At 53.4% G+C, this 16,091-nt stretch carries 24 protein-coding genes; 15 read left to right on the top strand and 9 right to left on the bottom strand.

Translation table 11 applies throughout. The features are described from left to right. Positions 1-79: 79 nt before the first annotated feature. From ACMDB8_RS16435 to ACMDB8_RS16425, 3 genes are all read left to right on the top strand, one after another. A complete protein-coding gene (locus ACMDB8_RS16435; protein WP_409078639.1) occupies positions 80-289 on the top strand; it encodes a hypothetical protein in 210 nt (69 codons plus the stop codon). Positions 290-986: 697 nt separating this feature from the next. Further along, a complete protein-coding gene (locus ACMDB8_RS16430; RefSeq protein WP_409078640.1) occupies positions 987-1,301 on the top strand; it encodes a DUF1654 domain-containing protein in 315 nt (104 codons plus the stop codon). Between the two features lie 269 nt (positions 1,302-1,570). Next, the gene (locus ACMDB8_RS16425) at positions 1,571-1,825 is read left to right on the top strand and encodes a DUF1652 domain-containing protein (RefSeq protein WP_409078641.1); all 255 of its coding nucleotides are present in this window, start codon (positions 1,571-1,573) and stop codon (positions 1,823-1,825) included. 156 nt (positions 1,826-1,981) lie between these two features. Here the strand turns inward: ACMDB8_RS16425 and ACMDB8_RS16420 are convergent, their stop codons facing one another. The 5 genes from ACMDB8_RS16420 to ACMDB8_RS16400 all read right to left on the bottom strand — a co-directional run bounded on the left by ACMDB8_RS16420 (position 1,982) and on the right by ACMDB8_RS16400 (position 6,919). Beyond that, entirely contained in the window at positions 1,982-2,395 is a 414-nt protein-coding gene (locus ACMDB8_RS16420; RefSeq protein WP_409078642.1) for a CBS domain-containing protein, read from the bottom strand. A gap of 328 nt (positions 2,396-2,723) precedes the next feature. Continuing rightward, complete coding sequence (locus ACMDB8_RS16415; RefSeq protein ID WP_409078643.1) at positions 2,724-3,746, bottom strand: DNA cytosine methyltransferase; 1,023 nt, start codon at positions 3,744-3,746, stop codon at positions 2,724-2,726. Next, on the bottom strand, positions 3,743-5,566 hold the full coding sequence (locus tag ACMDB8_RS16410) for an ATP-dependent nuclease (RefSeq protein WP_409078644.1): 1,824 nt from the start codon (positions 5,564-5,566) through the stop codon (positions 3,743-3,745). Before ACMDB8_RS16410 ends, ACMDB8_RS16415 begins: the two co-directional genes overlap by 4 nt. A 229-nt stretch (positions 5,567-5,795) precedes the next feature. Next, entirely contained in the window at positions 5,796-5,999 is a 204-nt protein-coding gene (locus tag ACMDB8_RS16405; protein WP_218543000.1) for a hypothetical protein, read from the bottom strand. Between the two features lie 56 nt (positions 6,000-6,055). Then, positions 6,056-6,919, bottom strand: a complete 864-nt coding sequence (locus tag ACMDB8_RS16400) for a LexA family transcriptional regulator (protein WP_409078794.1) — start codon at positions 6,917-6,919, stop codon at positions 6,056-6,058. 83 nt (positions 6,920-7,002) lie between these two features. Between ACMDB8_RS16400 and ACMDB8_RS16395 the strand changes: the two genes are divergently transcribed. Further along, positions 7,003-7,242: a hypothetical protein gene (locus ACMDB8_RS16395; RefSeq protein WP_409078645.1), complete on the top strand. Its 240-nt coding sequence runs from the start codon at positions 7,003-7,005 to the stop codon at positions 7,240-7,242. Positions 7,243-7,533: 291 nt separating this feature from the next. Further along, complete coding sequence (locus ACMDB8_RS16390; protein WP_409078646.1) at positions 7,534-7,959, top strand: phage regulatory CII family protein; 426 nt, start codon at positions 7,534-7,536, stop codon at positions 7,957-7,959. 219 nt (positions 7,960-8,178) lie between these two features. Here ACMDB8_RS16390 and ACMDB8_RS16385 read toward each other — a convergent pair whose 3' ends face one another. Continuing rightward, the gene (locus ACMDB8_RS16385; RefSeq protein ID WP_409078647.1) at positions 8,179-8,664 is read right to left on the bottom strand and encodes a hypothetical protein; all 486 of its coding nucleotides are present in this window, start codon (positions 8,662-8,664) and stop codon (positions 8,179-8,181) included. Between the two features lie 251 nt (positions 8,665-8,915). On the opposite strand from ACMDB8_RS16385, the gene ACMDB8_RS16380 reads away from it, so the two are divergent. Genes ACMDB8_RS16380 through ACMDB8_RS16360 form a run of 5 tightly spaced genes read left to right on the top strand, consistent with a single transcriptional unit; the run spans position 8,916 to position 12,297 of the window. Further along, positions 8,916-9,887 (top strand): phage replication protein, encoded by a 972-nt coding sequence (locus ACMDB8_RS16380; protein WP_409078648.1) that lies wholly within the window; start codon positions 8,916-8,918, stop codon positions 9,885-9,887. Beyond that, complete coding sequence (locus tag ACMDB8_RS16375) at positions 9,874-10,668, top strand: hypothetical protein (protein WP_409078649.1); 795 nt, start codon at positions 9,874-9,876, stop codon at positions 10,666-10,668. The genes ACMDB8_RS16380 and ACMDB8_RS16375 overlap by 14 nt, the downstream gene beginning before the upstream one ends. Then, positions 10,668-11,138, top strand: a complete 471-nt coding sequence (locus ACMDB8_RS16370; RefSeq protein ID WP_409078650.1) for a hypothetical protein — start codon at positions 10,668-10,670, stop codon at positions 11,136-11,138. Before ACMDB8_RS16375 ends, ACMDB8_RS16370 begins: the two co-directional genes overlap by 1 nt. Continuing rightward, entirely contained in the window at positions 11,135-11,719 is a 585-nt protein-coding gene (locus ACMDB8_RS16365; RefSeq protein ID WP_409078651.1) for a recombination protein NinG, read from the top strand. Before ACMDB8_RS16370 ends, ACMDB8_RS16365 begins: the two co-directional genes overlap by 4 nt. After that, positions 11,716-12,297: a hypothetical protein gene (locus ACMDB8_RS16360; RefSeq protein WP_409078652.1), complete on the top strand. Its 582-nt coding sequence runs from the start codon at positions 11,716-11,718 to the stop codon at positions 12,295-12,297. The genes ACMDB8_RS16365 and ACMDB8_RS16360 overlap by 4 nt, the downstream gene beginning before the upstream one ends. Before the next feature lie 103 nt (positions 12,298-12,400). Here ACMDB8_RS16360 and ACMDB8_RS16355 read toward each other — a convergent pair whose 3' ends face one another. From ACMDB8_RS16355 to ACMDB8_RS16345, 3 genes are all read right to left on the bottom strand, one after another. Next, positions 12,401-13,009 (bottom strand): hypothetical protein, encoded by a 609-nt coding sequence (locus tag ACMDB8_RS16355; protein WP_409078653.1) that lies wholly within the window; start codon positions 13,007-13,009, stop codon positions 12,401-12,403. Positions 13,010-13,148: 139 nt separating this feature from the next. After that, complete coding sequence (locus ACMDB8_RS16350) at positions 13,149-13,766, bottom strand: type II toxin-antitoxin system HicB family antitoxin (protein ID WP_409078654.1); 618 nt, start codon at positions 13,764-13,766, stop codon at positions 13,149-13,151. A gap of 49 nt (positions 13,767-13,815) precedes the next feature. Further along, a complete protein-coding gene (locus ACMDB8_RS16345) occupies positions 13,816-13,998 on the bottom strand; it encodes a type II toxin-antitoxin system HicA family toxin (RefSeq protein ID WP_409078655.1) in 183 nt (60 codons plus the stop codon). Positions 13,999-14,247: 249 nt separating this feature from the next. On the opposite strand from ACMDB8_RS16345, the gene ACMDB8_RS16340 reads away from it, so the two are divergent. From ACMDB8_RS16340 to ACMDB8_RS16320, 5 genes are all read left to right on the top strand, one after another. Then, on the top strand, positions 14,248-14,577 hold the full coding sequence (locus ACMDB8_RS16340) for a phage holin, lambda family (protein WP_409078656.1): 330 nt from the start codon (positions 14,248-14,250) through the stop codon (positions 14,575-14,577). Between the two features lie 3 nt (positions 14,578-14,580). Beyond that, entirely contained in the window at positions 14,581-14,775 is a 195-nt protein-coding gene (locus ACMDB8_RS16335) for a hypothetical protein (protein ID WP_409078657.1), read from the top strand. Further along, entirely contained in the window at positions 14,772-14,960 is a 189-nt protein-coding gene (locus ACMDB8_RS16330; protein WP_409078658.1) for a hypothetical protein, read from the top strand. Before ACMDB8_RS16335 ends, ACMDB8_RS16330 begins: the two co-directional genes overlap by 4 nt. A gap of 68 nt (positions 14,961-15,028) precedes the next feature. After that, a complete protein-coding gene (locus tag ACMDB8_RS16325) occupies positions 15,029-15,262 on the top strand; it encodes a hypothetical protein (RefSeq protein WP_409078659.1) in 234 nt (77 codons plus the stop codon). A 179-nt stretch (positions 15,263-15,441) separates the two neighbouring features. Next, positions 15,442-16,065 carry a putative metallopeptidase gene (locus ACMDB8_RS16320; protein WP_409078660.1) on the top strand — a complete coding sequence of 208 codons (624 nt, stop codon included), beginning with the start codon at positions 15,442-15,444 and terminating at the stop codon, positions 16,063-16,065. The last annotated feature ends 26 nt before the right edge of the window (positions 16,066-16,091 follow it).

Raw genomic sequence — 16,091 nt, 5'->3', positions numbered from 1 at the left:
ATTCCGCCGTGGCCTTGCGGACCCTTGTAGATGTACATTCCACACTTTACTTCGTAGGTAAATCGCATAGGTGCACTCCATGGTTGGAAAAATTGAGCCGCGATACGGGGCTGAGGTTTACGTTTCGGCAGGCGGAAACATTTGCATCAAGCAGGATCAGGGGGATTGTGAGGAGCACGTTTTGATCTTTGCTGAGCAGGAGGTCGATGAACTGATTACTCTGTTGCAAGAGGCAAAATTGGAGCTGGCCGAAGAGCGGCGAGTTGCCGAAGAAAACGAGAACAACTGACATCACTCACATCACGTCTGCCCACTCAGTGAATGGGCAGAAGTGATGCTTCAACCCTCGCAATACCATTGGTGGTGGTTTGCGTGTTCCTCGCTGCAGAACGGCAGGTTCTGCTGGCGAACGTATTTCTTCTTCCACACTGGGTCATACGCCTGGTCGATGATGTTTTTGTAAATCACAGGATCGGCTGGCTGACCGCAGCGAGTGCATTTCGTAGGCACCGCTGTTGCTGGTTCACTCAATGACTATTGCGCCGGTTTATTTCCCAATGCACCCGGGCAACCAGGTGCATCAGTGAAATGTTCCGTTTGTGCTGGCTCCGCTTATCGGGTCATTCACACGGTTCGAGCCTTTCGCTCTAGTCAGCCGTCGAGGTGGTCCTCGCGTTGGTAGCCTTTCGGGGCTATCTGATCTCCGGTCGCCGTAGAGGCAGTGCCGTCTTTGTTCGTATTGCGCTGATTGTTAAAGAGCGGTCAGGCCCTTTGAGGCCCTTCGCAGTGGCTGTGTGTCGCTGCGATGGGATAAATATGAACTACAGGTTCACATTTGGTCAAGTACCAAAAGTACATATTTTTTTCGAAAAGTACAGATCTGTGGGATTTCGCGCGATTGCCTGCAAGGGGGATTTACCGCGAACCAATGGTTCGCTATTCTCTGTTTAAACTGGATGTATATACAGTATTTGGGGGGGGAAGGTATGGCGAAGCCTAAGCAGTCGAAACCGGAAGCAAAAAAAGAAATAAGCGGAATAGAGCGGCTCGGCCTGCGCGTTTCCTCGATGATCAATCACCCAGTGGCGCAGATTCAGCGCTGGGTGACGATTCACCGCCTAGACACGGATGGCGATCGGGAGTGGGAGGAGGTGATGGGGCTGCTATCCGATACGGACGGCATAGACATGACGTTCAACGACGATGAGTCGGTGACTCTGCGGTGGGAGGCCCAAGCCGAAGAAGATCGCGTGGTCGAAGTGGAGGATGCGCTGGAAGTGGAGGAGGTCGCGCCTTTCTGATGGGCAACAAAAAGCCCGCGCTTGGCGGGCTTCGATTTCCGATTTCCGACCAAGTAGTCCTCGATGCGGTGAAGAAACGTAGTAGGGGAGTGGGGGGATGAAGGAACACAAGTCTAAAACGGTCTAATGGGGCATGGCTCAAGGCGTACATTGAAAAGACCGCCGCCCCGCCAAGTGGTTTGGGGTGCAGTCAGGCGTTATGTTCCTGGGCCCTTCAACAACATCAAACAAGAGTGCCTTGGCTGGCTCCTGTCTCGAATGGAGTTTTCATGTTATCCACGCTCGAGTTACGTCACATCATCGAATCAGCATTCCTTCCCTTGTCCTGTGAGTGTCGAGTCAATCCAGGCGGATCGTTGCAGGCCCAGATCTTCGAGCCAGTTTCCGGAAGAGTGGAGTTGCTGGTGACCGGCATTTCTACTGCGAAACTCAATGGCAATCGAGAGATAAGCAAGCTCATAGCAGGGATTCGATACGACCTCAAGGCTACTCATGTGCTGAGGCCAGATCTCAGGATTAGGTAGGGGGAATGCAAAAGCCCGGCATCAGGCCGGGCTTTCTTTAGATGGGCCAAATCCCTTTGGCTGATTGCATTGTGTGGGTGGATGTGACGAAGGCGTGACAGGGCAGATACGAAAAGCCCGGCGCTGGGCCGGGCTTCAGCTCTGTTAGAGAAGCTGTTAATGAGCCTGCGCTACTCCACGCAGAACAGTGGCGGAAGCGGTTTGCGATCTAGCACTGGCAATGTTCCCTAGCGACACCACGCCAACCAGGCGCTTGTCGCGGTTGAGTACAGGCAGACGACGGAGCTGAATATCGGCCATATTTTTGGCCACTTGCTCAACGTCCTCATCCTCAAAGCAATACCGGACGCCATCACTCATAATTTTGCTGACAGGGGTGTTCCCTGGGAGTCCTTTGGCAACGCCTCTGACGGCGATGTCTCGGTCCGTGATCATACCAACCAGGCGTTCTTGCTCCTCGATCATAATGGCGCCGCTGTCGATCTTGGCCATGAGACTGGCTGCTTCTTGGATTGTGTGGCCGGGCTTGGCTGTTTGAACATCCTTCGTCATAACTTCTGAGATCTTCATGAAAAAGACTCCTCTTAAGTGATGCTTCAGTAGGCAAGGGTTGCCATTTCTTTCGACTGATAGAGGACGAAAGGGGTTCAGCCTGTTTCACCCCATTGTTCGGCGTAAGATAAAGCAGCGCCTAATCGATAGGAGGCTGGCGAGTGACATGGTGAAAACAGTTGCTCTCACCTCAAAACGCTTTATGACGTAGACGCGCTGGTGGACTGCAATGGAAGCAAAGCGGTCTGTGATCAAGAGCTAGCGCCAAGAGCCGATAAGAAACAAAAAGCCCGGCGCTGGGCCGGGCTTCACGCTGTTTTTCGCATCAGCGAAGTGTTATTTCTTCTTAAGATGATGCGAATGCTTTTGAAATGCTACGAGCCATCAGTGGTGGAACCGCGTTTCCTACCTGTCTTGCCCTAGATTGCAGAGAACCGAAAAAACGATAAGACCTAGGGAAAGTTTGTAGGGACGCTGCCTCTCTTAGGCTAATGCCTCTCATTTGGCTGGGATGCCCAAATCGACCATTTGAATAGCTGAGGCATTTTGTGGTGAGTCCAGAGGCAGGCTTGCTCCAAGCTAAGCGCCCATAAACATCGCTATGACCGGAGTAATTTTTATGGCATTCCAAAAGAAGTTCTTCAGGCCAGCTTTCTCGCCCCCCCCCCTCTAATGTCCGTTCGATCCTGCGAAGATTTAGTTCCGAAAGGTTCATTGCTGAGTGGTCTGGGTCATTAGGGTCGGTTTTCCCTGCATTTAGCGGAGGGAGATCGCCAATCCACTCCTTCACTGTCGAATAGGGATTCAAGTCAGAACCGTGAGTCGCGTTTGGAATTGTGATTTCACCATGGCGCGAGGCTACTAATACAAGCCGTGAACGAGTCTGGGGAACACCAAACCACAGCGCCTGCACGACTTTAGCATCGAAAAAATAGCCAAGATTTTGTAGGAGCGTAGTAAAATTCACAAAAGTCTCGCTTTTTAAGCAATCCTTTTGCATACCTGGCACATTTTCAACAAAAACATAATCGGGTAGCCAGTACTCGACAAAGCGACCAAACTCGCCCAAAAGATTTCGTCTGGGGTCGTCATCAGCTTGGTGTCGGTTCTGCTTTGAAAATGGCTGACACGGTGCGCATCCACTGAAAAGAACGCGTCCTTTTGACTCTGCAATCGCATCGGAAAGCGCTTCAACAGGAAGATTTCGAATATCAGTCTCTAAAAAAACAGCTTCTGGAAAATTAAATCTATAGGTGTTTGCGGCATCGGCATCGATATCAAGCCCAAGCTTGATATCCATTCCAGATTCTCTAAAGCCGCAACTAGTACCGCCGCAGCCTGAAAAGAAGTCGAAAACATTTATAGTCATTTCTTGGGTGGCCCATTCATGCGTTCGATTCTGGAACGAATAGTTTCAAAGTCGCAGTGACTTATATTTATTGAGGCAAGCTCGATGCATTGAATTGTGAATATTTCGTCGGATTTTATTGTTTCATGGGGCTTTCTGTCAAGTCTGTTTTTTGCAAACTCTCGGAATGTTTCTTTTGGGTCAATTGCTTTGTTAGTGCTGGTTAAAGAAGCTGAGTTATTTATAACGAACTCTTCGGCAGTTAGCATCGGGAGAAAGTCTACGTATTTAGATGTCCAGTCTATAAAGCTGCGCTGCATCTTAAATAGCTGATTCTTGTCGCCGCCTGTTTTTTTGTTGCCGTCAGTTTTAAAATTTATAGCGCATCCGGTAAGTTTCTTAATTTCGTCTCCAAGCTTTTCGTTTTCACTTTCAGGTATGTTTATTGAGGGTCTTAAAGCAGGTTTTTTTTTGTCTCCGTCTAACAGAAATAATATGTCGCTTCTATCGGCGGCCGCGAATATTGGAATATACGTTGACCATAGAGTCTCTGCTCCTCCTGGAATGAATTTTATTTCGTATTTTTTAGTGTGTGGGCCCGAAGCCTTCAGCGCTCGCTCCACAATTTCTTTCGCAAGGCGATCTTCCACAACGACAGTGATTTTATTGGAGGAGGGTTCGCCAATGTAAAAAAAAGCATCGTCAGGTGACAATGATTGAGAAACTAAAACAACCTTTCCCGAGGTGCTATCAAGAGTAAGTGTTTTGATCGCCGAAGATGGCAGGTTCCTGATGATGGCAGGGGAGTGAGTAGAAAGAACAACCTGATGTTTTTTTTCAGTGACCTGAGTCTCTAAAAAGTGCATTAACCTCTCTTGAGCGCCTGGGTGTAAAGACACTTCCGGTTCATCAAGCAAGATCAAAGATTTAGGTTTCGCATCTAGTATACCGACTACTAACATTACCGCTGCAAATTCGCCGCTACCAGCGAAGGCTTCAGAGTAGCGAATGTCTGAATGTGTCAGGCGTACGGTTTTACCAACGTTTTTAAAAAAAGTATGGCCGATAAGTTCGATTTTTTCATAAGATCGCCCAAGAACATAAGAAACGCAGTCGATCTCCTCAGGGTTTAGCTCTCGATTGAGTTTGTCTTCGATCTTATCCCGTCCGTAGTAAATATAGGACTCGGATTTTGATTCTATTGCGTGGAACAAGTGGTGTGACTTATGGCGAATAAAATCTTGTTTGGTTCTAAGTGTTTCTGTTTTTGAAAAATCGCCATGATAAAAGAATTTATCATATGCGCTTAGTTCGGTTCTAAAATCTAGTAGTTTTACAGGTTTTGATATGACGTTCCATCGTGTCTTTGATCGACCCTCCGGAATTTTTTCCCCGGGATTCAGTTTTGGAGGCCTAGACATACCGTATTTGATGATGGGGCGAGACGGTTCCCAGTAATCAGGATTCTTACCTGCGTCGGTTTTGTCGTACTTTAATCTTGTCTTCAATACTTCAACTGTTTTTCCTGCTGTTTTGTTGAGATAACCGTATATGAAGCAATTTGGTGCTTTTCCATCTTCTTCTATGGGGTCGAGAGAAGTGGAGAACCAAAAGGTTCCAGGGGAGTTATCAGATGGTGCTCCATATAAGGCTCTGAGTATTGAGCTTTTGTTGGTGCCATTCTCTCCAACTAAAGCAGTAATTGGGTGAGAAAAATCTATCCTGAAGTCCGATTCAAGGTTTCTATATCTTGGGAATCTGATATGGCTTATGAAAGGCTCGAAATCCGTCCTTGAATATTTAAATTGCTTCTCTAGCACATCGTGCCCTACATTTTGCATTTCTTATATGCTGCCTTTCGAGGTGGCCTAATTATTTTTGTTTCGAATCAACGAGTTTTTAACAGATTTGTGCCTTTCCCGCGATCCCCGTCAAATATTCAGCAGTTGAGACGCGGGATTACTTCAGCGGGCTGCTGCCCGCTTCAGGCTGTGGCATAGCTCTTAATTTGGTTTGTTGAGGGACATGGATTCTCCTGAAATCGTAAATCGTGCGGCTAATGCGTTCGCTTTAATGAAGAACTCTTCGACTCTCTCCAATCCTGATCCGGTCCAGCGCCCGGTTTAGCGAATCCAATGCATCAAGGAGAGCTTTCGCCTCGGCCTCTCGACCATCTCCCCAAAGGCGTTCAGCCATTTTATTCAGGGCTTGTATAGAACGCTCGATTTCAGCAGCAGTCACCACAGCCTGACTTTCCGGCTTTTTCTTCGGCATTGTCAGAACCTCTGCAGCGCCCGCATTCCGGGTCAGATGCTCAGCCCACAACCCGGTTACACCAGGTGAGCGTTCCACACCAACAGTACGCGCGCTTGGATGTAGGTCTCATCAGCCCTGATCGTTTGCGGTGGGTGCATCGTATTGTCAGAAATCATTTTGATCTGATCATCGCCAACCCATTGGAGTCGCTTGATGTAGAGATGACCTTCCCAGGAGAACATGTAAATCCCGTCCCCCACGAATTCACGGATACTGATGTCGACTAGGAGCGGGTCTCGGTGCTTGATCGTAGGCGCCATCGACTGACCCCAGCCGGTCACCATCTTGAGATGGAAGTGCTCCTTGAACTCGACGCCCATCTCGCGCAGATGTTGAGGGCTTACCCTCACGTCCTGGAGCAACTCCGGATAGTCATGCGGTATCTGTCCGCCACCCATGGCAGCGCGGACGTCGTAATGCGCGATCCACACTTCGTCACCGACTACGCCAGGGCGGTAGTAGTCGACCTCAATGGCGCCTCCGCCATCTTCAGCCTCTGCGACCGCAAGTAGCTGTCTGCGGGCATCTTCTGAAAGTCCTGTTCCCTGTTTGGTGAGCATCTCACGCACAATATCGGCGGCAGACTTCACCTCGGAACCAGTTGGATCGTCGACTACCGGCATGCGCGAGATCGCCGGATCTGCTCCTGATCCGTGCTGAAGCCACTCAATCTTCACACCGAGCGCATCTGCAATTGCTTGCATCTTCGCAGGGCCCGGCATCGACTCGCCGTTCAGCCATTTGCTCGAAGCTTTCGGGGTGACCTTGGCGATTTCAGCTAGGCGAGCGCCTGCGCCCCACTGGTCAATACCGTGAGCAGCCAAGGATTTCTTTAAACGAGCCACGAAGGCTGTGCGGATTTCTTCTATCTGAACCATAGGTTCAATATCGCACGCGCTTGCATGTACTTTCAGTTCCGACATAATATGTACTGTAAGTTCACAATTGAATCGGAGGCCTTATGCGGCCGCTCAAGAAATCGATCGATGACGCTGGCGGAGTTCCAGCTGTTGCGCTGGCTTGCGGAAAGTCTCCTCGAGCTGTTTACAAGTGGCTTACCGCTGACTGTTTGCCGCGCACCGAATACACCGGCGAGACGCGCTATGCCGAGCGAATTGCTGCTCTGGCTGCCGCGAATGGAAAGCCGTTCGAGGCGTCTTGGCTGCTCTCGGAAGTTCACCCAAAGAAGTCCGCCGCCTAAACCACGGCCCGCTGCGAACTTAGCGAAGCAGTCGCCCGCTCAAACCCTCGCAGTTCTTCATAACCAAGCCGCCCCCTTAGCGGGCCGGCAACCCGCTCAAACGCAGGCCACAGCCGGAGCTGAGACGACAAGGGAAGGGTGGATGCCAAGGCAACCACCAAGCAGTAAAGGGCGGCTATCTCGCCTTGTAATTCGGATTGATTGGTCATGGGCACGGTCCCCGATCAGTTGATGAGTCAAGGATCGCGGAACTGATGGCATCAAGCCACGTAACAATTTCAGAGGTGTGACATGCAGGAGTTGATGAAGGCGATTTACGAGGTGGTCGATGACCACGGCACCCGGAAAATTGCCGCGGGGGCCGACTTCAAATCCAGGACCCTGCTTTCGCAGAAAGCCAACCCTGACTACGACACTCACCGTATGAACGTGGAAGAGCTGCACCGGATCATGAAGTTCACCCAGGACTTCCGGCCGCTGAAAGCTTGGGCTGAGTCCTTCGGCTTCGACTTGGTGCCAAAGGAGAAGCCGGAAGGCATCGACTTGAACACCGCGTTACTTCGCCTGCACGCCGATCTGGCTGACGTGACACGCCTCGCGTTCGATGCCCAGGCAGATGGCCGTGTTTGCTCTCGAGAAAAGTCGGACCTGCTCAAAGAGGCTGAGGAAGTGATCGTCAGCCTTGAAGTGTTCAAGCAGTCGGTCAAGGCCGCCTGAATCCAACCCGGAGAAAGACCATGGCACCAGAAGACGTAGAAAGCAGTGTCTCTTTGAGTGTTTGCACATTGCTGTCATTAGCTGGCCGAAAGTCCACCAGCTCCACCGAGCTTTACTTCCAAGCGGAACTGAACCTAGAAGTGGTTTTCGTTGCGCTGTGGGCACAGGGAGCAGTTGCAGGCTATGCGCGCTTTACGCGGGTTCGCTCTGCAGATGAATTCAGGAATGGGCGCTCTGTAGCAACGTTTGAATTAGCGGAATTGCTTTCGGCGCATTCTCCATGCCCAAGTCCACTAGTTTCGTTATCAGCTGTTTTGTGGTCTCGCCGGGAGCTTCTCGGAGCGCCTTCAGAATGCTGCTCTTCTGTTCTTCTGGAATGTCCGCAGCCTTCAGTTTCGCCTCAACCAACTGACGGATCGTGTCCTCATGAAGTTTAACCGTGACCGTTCCGAGAATTGCACTGACTCCCCCGTCATCTTCGATGAAGTCGATTCCCTTCGCAGTGATCGTCGCGCAATGAATTGCTCTGGAGCCGTCAACGAATTCGCTATCAATCAGGGTAACGAGACCGAGCTCGCGCAAGTAATAAAGATTTCCAGCGCAGTATTTGGGATCACCAAGTTGCATCACCTCTTCAGAGGAGCCTGGGTAGCAATCCCTAAGGTGCTCAAGCATCTCTTTTTGAAGCGCTCTAATCATCTTCATATGTTCGGCCCCCGAGGTCTTTTCGTGTGGAAACCAAAAACTACCACGGATGCGCCGGACACCTACAGCGCCTGAATCGCGGGCAATAAAAAGCCGGGGTAGTGACCCGGCTCTTTGTACAACGAATTGGAGCCAGTATATGCAGATCCAACCACAAATCAATACCCCCTCCAATGTCGCGACACGTTTTGTTAATTCTGAAAACGTGTCGCGTGCATATGCGCTTTCTCACTTGGTCAGGAATGCCTGACATGCAATACACCGTCACGATCAATCAGGTGAAGGCACTCGAGTGGGGGCTGAATTCCCAGCAAGCCCTGCTGTTCGCCTTCGTCTACGGCTGCCCGAGTTGGACCAAGCCAATCAAGACTGATGACGGGATCTTCTTCGCGCTGAGCAAGGCCAAGATCATCGAGGAGCTACCGCTGCTCACTGACAAGCCGGATACCGCTTACCGCATGCTGAAGGCCCTGGAAGAAGCCGGTTTGATTGAACTCTCCAGTACTTCGAACATCACGCTGTTTCGCCTGACCGAGAAGGCGGTCGAGTGGAACCAGAAGCTTGATGGGTCGGAAAAATATCCGACCCCACCGAATAACAAAGGTCGGAAAAAAATCCGATCTACCTCGGAAAAAAATCCGAGCAAGGTCGGAGAAAAATCCGAGCCAGGCTCGGAAAAATCTCCGACAAATCAGGATACCAATCATCAGGGTACTAATCAGGATACCAGTCAGGACTTGCAGGACGGCCCGGACAAGCCGGCCCGCAACTTGGTGCTGGTAGTTGATCGCACGGACGCTCCACGGGTCGAGATCCCCGCCGACATGCCAGGCCCCAAAGACCGGTCCTGCAAAACCTTCAAGGTCTGGGCGAATTACGCCATGGCCTACCGCAAACGCTACAAAACCTGGCCGGTGTGGAACGCCAAGGTCGGTGGCCAACTCGGCCAACTGGTCGACCGCCTCGGCACCGATGTCGCTCACCACGTCGCAGCACACTTTTTGAAAACCAGCGATGCCGCCGTGCTGCGCAAATGCCACAGCCTCAACGAGCTGCTGGCCAACGCGGAGAGCTACCACACCCAGTGGGTGACCGGTCAGCGCATCAACGGAACAACCGCCCGCCAGATGGAGCGAACCGAGGCAAACCTCTCCGCCGCGGAGCAGGCCGCTCAATTGGTCCTGGTCAAGCGCCAGGCGGGAGAGCGCAATGAATACCTCTGAAATGAACGACGCCCAGGTAGCAGGGTTGGCGGCGGCCATCATTGCCACCGCCGAGGCCATGGGGCAGGAAATGAACCCAGGTACTGCGGCGATCATGGCGGAAGACCTGAGCGGCTACCCAGTGCCGGTAGTGCGCGGTGCGCTGAAGGCCTGCCGCCTCGAGGTGAAAGGCAAGCTGACCATGGCTGACATCCTGCAACGTGTTCAGGCTGCCGACGGCCGCCCGGGCAAGGACGAGGCATGGTCAATTGCGTTGAACGCCGGTGATGAAATCGAAACAGTGGTGATGACCGCAGAAGTCCGGCAGGCCATGAGTGCCGCCGGACCAATTCTGAAACTTGGCGACAAAGTCGGAGCTCGGATGGCCTTCATGAGCGCCTACGAGCGGCTGGTGACAACGGCTCGCGCCGAAGCAGCACCGGTGACATGGAGCGTGTCCCTCGGTTTCGACCCAGCTCGGCGGGTGACAGCCATCGAGTCGGCGGTACGCATGCAACTGATCACCCAGCAAGCCGGAACTCAGTATTTGGCTGATTTGCGTATTGCGCCCATCGCCGCAGATGGCCAGGTCATTGCTGGCTTGCTGACCGGGTCACCTGTTCAGCCATCCGAAAAACTGCGTGCCCGTTGGCAGCAGGTCAGGGATGAGCTGCAGGCACACCGCCGTCGCAAAAACATTCAATCTCGATGGGATGCCCGGTCAGAGCACCGGCGACTCGCCTCGCGCAAGGCCGACCTACTGAAAGCGGTAGAGCAATTGACTCGTAAGGAGCGCCTGTGATGACCGACAAAATCTCCGTCAACAGCCAGGCCAAGCTATCCGAAGCCATCACCAGCCTGACCACCATGTACCGCGACAAGAAGTTTGTCGTCGTGTCGCTGCGCCCGGGCAAGGACCGCACGCTCGACCAGAACGCCCTGTGGTTCGCGATGTACAAGCGCATCGCTGAGATGACCCAGATCGGCGATGCAGCGGACGCCCGACGTTACTGCAAGCTTCACTTCGGCGTGCAGATCCTGTTGAACGAGGATTCGGGATTTCAGGCGGCTTGGTACCGGGTCATGCGCCATCTGCCCTACGAGGAGAAGCTGGCCATGATGGGTGACTGCAAGTTGCTCGGTCCCGACGGCTTCCCTGTCACCAGCTTGTTCAATCGAGCCCAGGGTATCCAGTACACGGATCGCATCGTTGCCGACTTCACGGCGCGCGGCGTGGTGTTCACGGATCTGTTGGGGGAGGTGGCTGCATGAGAGTGGCACTCAAGGAAACGAAGGCGAAGAAGTGCAAGAACCCGGCGTGCGGCGTGAGCTTCAAACCGTCGTTCTCCACGGCACAGAAGGTTTGCAGCTGGGCCTGCGGCCTAGCCATCGCTCCGGAGAATCAGGAGAAAGCCCGCAAGGCTATCGCTGAAGTTGGCCGCAAGGAGATCCGCGCAGCCAAGGAGCGTGTCAAGCCGCGCGCCCAGTACATGCGTGAGGCTCAACAGGTGTTCAACGAATGGATCCGGCTGCGTGATGCCGCACTGCCTTGCGTGAGCTGTGGCCGTCACCACGAAGGCCAGTATCACGCCGGGCACTATCGCACTGTAGGAGCGAACCCCGAACTGAGGTTCGAGCCGTTGAACGTCCACAAGCAGTGTGCGCCGTGCAACAACCACAAGTCTGGCGACATCGTGAACTACCGAATCTCGCTCCTACAGAGAATCGGCGCCGGGAACGTTGAATGGCTTGAAGGGCCTCATGAGCCCCAGCGCTACACCATCGAAAGCTTGAAGAAGATCAAGGCCGACTACCGGGCACTGACCAGAGAATTGAAGGGAGCAGCAGCATGAAGATCAATTCTGCACGCCAGGCATGGCATGACTGCACATACAACCCGGCCCCGGGCCAGACCTCAGACGTCACCGTGCTGGGCGTAGTGGTACAGGGCACCGAGCACGGGCCGACGGCAGATCACGCTGTGCACGGTGCATTGGCCGGGCAGATTCAGTCGGCAATAGCACGACTTCACCGCCAACTACGGGCCTTCGGAAATGCCATGTATGCGGCTGAACCTACCGATGATGACCGGGAGGAGGCGGAGGAGGCCGTGTTCAATCTGGCGTGCACACGGGCGCCGCGCATGACCGCTGACAAAAGAGAGCGGGCTGAGTACGTGGCCAAGGGGGTGTTCCGTCGCTATCGCTACATGCACCAAGGCGGACAGTCGGCCAATGATGACCCGATGATCAAGCCTGAGTTGTTCAGGTCGTGGATGGATGCCGAGTACGGGATCAAGCTTCCATCCACTGCCTGGGGTCGAGACTGGGAGCCGTTTGTGCAGATCTGTTTTGACGCCTGCTACGACATTGACGCGAAGGCGTTGAGCCCGATCGGGGGAGTGATTTACAAGATGAAAGAGGCTGCTTGACTTCCCGCACGGCTGAGGGCAATATTTCGCCACTGTTAGAGTTTTGCCTTTGGCAACTTACTCAAAGATCCAAAAAACCCGGCCACTTCGCCGGGTTTTTTGTTTACAGAATTCCGAGATGAAACTTCAGTTGAGCGAACTGGGGTGATACGCCGAGAGTTTCAACGGCCTGTAGTGGGCTTCCGCGCTCATCTATCGCGTCGTCTAATTCCTTCATCCACTCTGAGAAAGCGCAAACGATAACCGCAGAAGTGAGGTGGATTCTGACTTTTCCCGATTGCTTAAAGTAATCGGGGTGACCAGTTCCTAGCTCTTCTAGTTTGCGCGCGAACTGAAGTCGCCAGTGTGCTTCGTGGCTTAAGCATTCCTGCACCAGTAGTGGGTCGCTGATCCGCTCTTTCGTGTTTTTAAACTCCTCTATGAGTCGTGCAGCCGTCAGCCAGTTGAGGCGACTCTTGGGGGGGACATTCCATGTTGGGTCCCCACCCATGAGCGCCATGAAAGCTCTTTCAAGAGTCATGATTGCGTGGTCAAAAAGGCGGGTATTTTCACGCTGTGCATCTGTGCTTTTCTGTTCATTGGAGTGGAGCAAATCGTTTTGCTTGATCGCGCGATAAGCAGCGCGAGCACTGATCGCGCTGGTTATGGCGGAGACGGCGGCTGCGATTGCTGCCCCAGAGTTGATTAAAATCCCCCATCCATTGTCGTCCATTTGCCTTCCTAAAAAAGATTAGTACCCGCTCAGCCTGCTTGAGCTCCGAAAGTAGTGACTCGACACCTGAGATGTCTTTCGCGGGCAGCACGGAAAGACCGTGCAGCTATTCAGGGTCTCGACATTGATCGGGGCTTTCTTACGTAGCGATTCCGAAAGCTTCCGAAATACCATGAGCCCGGCAAACCTGCTCGGGTGACGGTGACTCGAGGTCTTTAGGAACGCCAAGTTTGAGGCCTGCAAGAAGCGTGGACCATGGTTCAATATCGTCGTTGTACAAGAGGACGAAGGACTTCCATTCCCCGTTCAGCATGTAGAAGACTTCGTACCTGGTGTACGACTCAGCGGTGACGACTAGGCGCTTACCCAGTGCTGCAAGGGCATTCTCGATGGCCTCCATCTTCGAGGTGTGAAGGAAGTCCACTAGGCGGTCACCTTGAGTCTGTGCCAGCCCCAGGCGTCGGCAAAGTTCGGCTTTGCGCATACCTCGCGCCATCATCTCGTTCCACAGAACGATTTTCGCCACGGTCACTGCAGGCAGCCGAACCACATGCTGGCCTGGCTCTGGTTTGGACGCAGGCGGAATAACTCGACGCTGGTCGACGTAGATAGATAGAGCGGTTTCAATGCCGTCCACGGATTCGCGCAGCGCATCGGCGACATCGTCTCCGGCACTGTTGAACTCTGGTAGATCCGGCGCAGTCACCGCAACCCCAGGGTTTTCGTCCTCGTGAATGATCACGGGATAATCGTACATGGTGCAGCCCTCTCTTCTGTCGAGATGATCTAAGCGAGTGAGCTGGGGCTCATTCAAGCCCCAGCTGTTTGATGATTCCTTTGCGGGTTGGCTCTTTCATTTCCTTAGCGCCGTGGTCCGCAAAGACCGTTTGTTTGCCGTTGTAGTAGACCTTGAAGTGGCTTGTTCCTTTGCCAGCTACGAAGATCACCCCTCGGGCCTTCAACCATCGTCTGAACTCGCTGTATTTCATCACCTCGCCTCGTTGTTTGGATGAGTCCAGTTTACCACGTTCTTGTGGTAATACAACAAATTTGTGGTGTTATTGTTTTTTGCCCTTTTGAGCTTGTTTCCTGCTCGCGCTAAGAGGGCCTCATTCAGGCCTCTGCATTCGCGGGGGGCTTTTCGTATCTGGCACCCATGCCCCCGTCTTTGCTCCGAGCGGATGAGGAAGGCGTGGATTGCCGGACCAACTATCGCTCCCCACAAGGGAGGAATCCGGATGCCAAACATGCCCGACAAACCAGACACCTGGCTCATCGTCATGGCCTGGCTCAGCCAGCATGCCCCGATGTTCTATGCCGCGGCGCTGTCGTGTTGGATCGCTTTCTTGCGCGTGATCTACGGGGGAGGGGGGCGGCGACAGGCCCTGCTCGAATCCTGCCTGTGTGGTGCGATCACGGCCGGGGCATTCCCGCTGCTCGAGTACTTCAACCTACCGTCGAGTCTGGCGGCAGCGCTGGGCGCCATCATCGGCACCCTCGGCGTGAAGAAGGTTGCCGCCCTGGCTGACCGATTCACTGACTTCAAATTGCCCAAGCGGCAGGAGTGATCCATGCAACTGATCGACAACTGGAAAGACGCGCTGAAGATGCAGAGCGTGCAGGCGGGTGGCGCCATTGCCGCCCTGGGTGTCGCTGAACAGCTGATGCCGCAACTGCAAGCCGTGTTGCCACCGATAGCCTACGGCGTACTGGGCCTGCTGGTGATGGTTGCCCGGGTGATCCTTCAGCCGAAGCTGAACAAATGAGCAGCGTCACTCGGCTACATCACGCATTGCCACTGAGCCCAGCCATCAACAAGGCCATCACTGACCTGGATAGCGTCATCGCCAAAGCGATCGATGCCGCAAAGGTTGCCGGTATGCCTCAGGGCCTGGTCGTATCTCTCTTGCACGGGCACGCCCAAGTACAGACCAACATCATGGTGAGCTGAACTGTTCAATGCTGTGGATTCATCTGTCTGTACCAGCTACTTTGAGATTTCACGCAAGGAGTTCGAACATGGCAGATAAATATGTTGGAAAAGTAGTTGGGGTTGGCACGGATAACTTGGACTACGTGATTAACATCTATCAGGACGAGACCATTGAGCGCTCGCCACACGGCATGGTTCGACATGAAGGCCTGAAGCATTTCGAAATGCAATCTGGTGGTGACGTGAAAAAGATTTCTGAGACTGAGTACGAGATTGTCGCTACGGGAGTTAGGGTCACTGTGCATGATGGTGAAAGCTAAGAGGGCCGGCCTCTCATGTGAGTACTTAGATTAGGGTGCCGCATGGCAGGCCGGATGAATCAGTGATCATGCCTAGCTTGCGCGGAACTACATTAGCTTTCGGCATAGCTCTCCCTCCTGTATTGACTCAACTCCTGCCGTACTGGCTACGCGCTACCATTTCAAGCACAAGGTGACCCATGGATAGGCCGTACCCTCCATCGTCACTGCTTGACCTGTCCGAGCTCTCCGACTTCGGCATTCGCCTGACTCCAGCCACTGAAGTATGGGAATGGCTCCAGGCCGAGATCCTTGCCGACACCGGCACCATTCACAACGAAGACCATGCACATCTACTGGATGCTGATATCCGAATCATGTGGGCGTCCTCCAGCTTCGAGAAGCAGGGCCGCACAGTTCTGGGCCAGGCCGAACAGGTAGCGTTCCGCGCTGGTGGTTGGCAGAAGCTCCGGATGGAGCAGCAGATGCGTGATTGGTTCGGCCAAGTGCCGGCTTTCATCATCACACTGGCAGCGGATTACTGCGCTCAATGCAGCGACCTTGAGTTCTGCGCACTGGTCGAACACGAGCTCTACCACATCGCCCAGGCGACAGATAAGTACGGCGCTCCAGCATTCACCGAAGAAGGCATACCCAAACTGAAGCTGCGCGGACACGACGTTGAAGAGTTCGTCGGTGTCGTCCGACGCTACGGTGCGAGTGCTGACGTGCAGGAGTTGGTAGACGCTGCAAACAAACCTGCCGAGGTGGGGAAACTGAACATTTCGAGGGCCTGCGGAACCTGTCTGCTCAAGTCGGCCTGAATTTCTGACAGGTTTTGACGGATGAC

The organism is Pseudomonas monachiensis (assembly GCF_047345015.1).
GTDB lineage: Bacteria > Pseudomonadota > Gammaproteobacteria > Pseudomonadales > Pseudomonadaceae > Aquipseudomonas > Aquipseudomonas monachiensis.
This window is presented reverse-complemented; position numbering and strand designations above follow the sequence as displayed.

Bases quoted from the DNA above. Each gene is read 5' to 3' on its own strand.
- ACMDB8_RS16325 (WP_409078659.1), top strand. From the start codon at position 15,029: ATGGCAGATAAATATGTTGGAAAAGTAGTTGGGGTTGGCACGGATAAC.
- ACMDB8_RS16360 (WP_409078652.1), top strand. From the start codon at position 11,716: ATGAAGATCAATTCTGCACGCCAGGCATGGCATGACTGCACATACAAC.
- ACMDB8_RS16410 (WP_409078644.1), bottom strand. From the start codon at position 5,566: ATGCAAAATGTAGGGCACGATGTGCTAGAGAAGCAATTTAAATATTCA.
- ACMDB8_RS16425 (WP_409078641.1), top strand. From the start codon at position 1,571: ATGTTATCCACGCTCGAGTTACGTCACATCATCGAATCAGCATTCCTT.
- ACMDB8_RS16330 (WP_409078658.1), top strand. From the start codon at position 14,772: ATGAGCAGCGTCACTCGGCTACATCACGCATTGCCACTGAGCCCAGCC.
- ACMDB8_RS16420 (WP_409078642.1), bottom strand. From the start codon at position 2,395: ATGAAGATCTCAGAAGTTATGACGAAGGATGTTCAAACAGCCAAGCCC.
- ACMDB8_RS16355 (WP_409078653.1), bottom strand. From the start codon at position 13,009: ATGGACGACAATGGATGGGGGATTTTAATCAACTCTGGGGCAGCAATC.
- ACMDB8_RS16365 (WP_409078651.1), top strand. From the start codon at position 11,135: ATGAGAGTGGCACTCAAGGAAACGAAGGCGAAGAAGTGCAAGAACCCG.
- ACMDB8_RS16370 (WP_409078650.1), top strand. From the start codon at position 10,668: ATGACCGACAAAATCTCCGTCAACAGCCAGGCCAAGCTATCCGAAGCC.
- ACMDB8_RS16345 (WP_409078655.1), bottom strand. From the start codon at position 13,998: ATGAAATACAGCGAGTTCAGACGATGGTTGAAGGCCCGAGGGGTGATC.
- ACMDB8_RS16335 (WP_409078657.1), top strand. From the start codon at position 14,581: ATGCAACTGATCGACAACTGGAAAGACGCGCTGAAGATGCAGAGCGTG.
- ACMDB8_RS16395 (WP_409078645.1), top strand. From the start codon at position 7,003: ATGCGGCCGCTCAAGAAATCGATCGATGACGCTGGCGGAGTTCCAGCT.
- ACMDB8_RS16340 (WP_409078656.1), top strand. From the start codon at position 14,248: ATGCCAAACATGCCCGACAAACCAGACACCTGGCTCATCGTCATGGCC.
- ACMDB8_RS16415 (WP_409078643.1), bottom strand. From the start codon at position 3,746: ATGACTATAAATGTTTTCGACTTCTTTTCAGGCTGCGGCGGTACTAGT.
- ACMDB8_RS16405 (WP_218543000.1), bottom strand. From the start codon at position 5,999: ATGCCGAAGAAAAAGCCGGAAAGTCAGGCTGTGGTGACTGCTGCTGAA.
- ACMDB8_RS16400 (WP_409078794.1), bottom strand. From the start codon at position 6,919: ATGGTTCAGATAGAAGAAATCCGCACAGCCTTCGTGGCTCGTTTAAAG.
- ACMDB8_RS16350 (WP_409078654.1), bottom strand. From the start codon at position 13,766: ATGTACGATTATCCCGTGATCATTCACGAGGACGAAAACCCTGGGGTT.
- ACMDB8_RS16385 (WP_409078647.1), bottom strand. From the start codon at position 8,664: ATGAAGATGATTAGAGCGCTTCAAAAAGAGATGCTTGAGCACCTTAGG.
- ACMDB8_RS16380 (WP_409078648.1), top strand. From the start codon at position 8,916: ATGCAATACACCGTCACGATCAATCAGGTGAAGGCACTCGAGTGGGGG.
- ACMDB8_RS16375 (WP_409078649.1), top strand. From the start codon at position 9,874: ATGAATACCTCTGAAATGAACGACGCCCAGGTAGCAGGGTTGGCGGCG.
- ACMDB8_RS16435 (WP_409078639.1), top strand. From the start codon at position 80: ATGGTTGGAAAAATTGAGCCGCGATACGGGGCTGAGGTTTACGTTTCG.
- ACMDB8_RS16430 (WP_409078640.1), top strand. From the start codon at position 987: ATGGCGAAGCCTAAGCAGTCGAAACCGGAAGCAAAAAAAGAAATAAGC.
- ACMDB8_RS16320 (WP_409078660.1), top strand. From the start codon at position 15,442: ATGGATAGGCCGTACCCTCCATCGTCACTGCTTGACCTGTCCGAGCTC.
- ACMDB8_RS16390 (WP_409078646.1), top strand. From the start codon at position 7,534: ATGCAGGAGTTGATGAAGGCGATTTACGAGGTGGTCGATGACCACGGC.